1 protein-coding gene is annotated in these 1,168 nt (G+C 72.2%); it reads left to right on the forward strand.

Annotated features, from left to right (window positions below; translation table 11 throughout):
* Positions 1 to 1,168, forward strand: a 1,168-nt coding sequence (locus G6028_RS16900; protein ID WP_277817634.1) for a PEP/pyruvate-binding domain-containing protein, incomplete at both ends; no start/stop codon positions are given.

The following is a 1,168-nucleotide window of genomic DNA, read 5'->3' on the forward strand; positions in this document are numbered from 1 at the left end:
CGGGGCCGGCACCACGGCCGCGGACACGGCCACGGACACCTCCCCGACGCCCATGCACCTGGTGGTGCAGCAGATGGTGGACGCGCGCGCCGCCGGCGTGGTGTTCACCGCGGACCCCACCAGCGGCCGGCGCGACCTCATGGTGATCGACGCGGTCGCCGGCCTGGGCGGGGCGCTGGTCGACGGATCGGCGTCGCCGGACCACCTCGTCCTGGATTCCGGCGGCGGGGTGGCCGTCCGGGAGTACGACGACGAGGGGGTCCTGTCCCCGGAGGAGATCGCGGCCATCCGGTCGGGCGCCCTGCGCGCACAGCAGCACTGGGGCAGGCCGATGGACCTCGAGTGGGCGATCGATCGGGCAGGCAGGCTCTGGTGGTTGCAGGCCAGGCCCATCACGACCCTGCCCGCCGATCTCGGCGAGATGGACTCCCCGCTGGCCGGGGAGGACCACGTCTACACGCGATGCAACATCGGGGAGATGATGCCGGGGGCGTTCTGTCCGCTGACGGCGTCGGTCTCGGGGTTCGCGATCGACTACGCCATGCAGGCAATCCAAGTGGTGGCCCGGGCCCAGGCGAGCTACGACCAGCCGTGGCTGCAGGTGGGCTACTTCTCCGGGCACATGTTCCTCAACCTCACCGAGGGCACCGCGCTGAGCTCGGGCATCGTGGGCAACTCTCTCGAGCAGTTCTCCACCTCGATCTGCGGACGGGTGGTCGAGGAGCTGGTGCCCAAGCCGCCCAAGCCGTTCCTGCGCAGGCTCGGCAACACCATCCGCCTGTCCTCCCACGCGCTGTCGGCGGGCCCGGCGATCCGGCGGTTGGAAGGGCAGATCGCCGCCTGGCGGGTCCCGACCAGCGAGGACCCGCGGCTGGTGATGGAGCAGTTGGAGGCCGGCGTCGAGCAGTACTGCGACGTGACGCTGACCCATGTGCGCTCGTCCTCGCGCGCCGCGGTCGCCGCCAACATCCTCGAGAGTGTCCTGATGAAGCAGGCGGTCAAGGCCGGCCGCAGCGAGGACTCCGGCCGCACCGACGCGGCGCGGCTCATGGCCGGCGCCTCCGAGGTGGAGAGCGCGGTGATGCTGGAGCAGCTGGACTCGGTGGTCCGCGCCATCGCCGCCGACCCCCCGGCCGCCGAGGGGTTCCTCGCCGCGGATCCCGGCGAC

This window comes from Dietzia cercidiphylli (genome assembly GCF_014145145.1).
Classification (GTDB): Bacteria; Actinomycetota; Actinomycetes; order Mycobacteriales; family Mycobacteriaceae; genus Dietzia; species Dietzia natronolimnaea.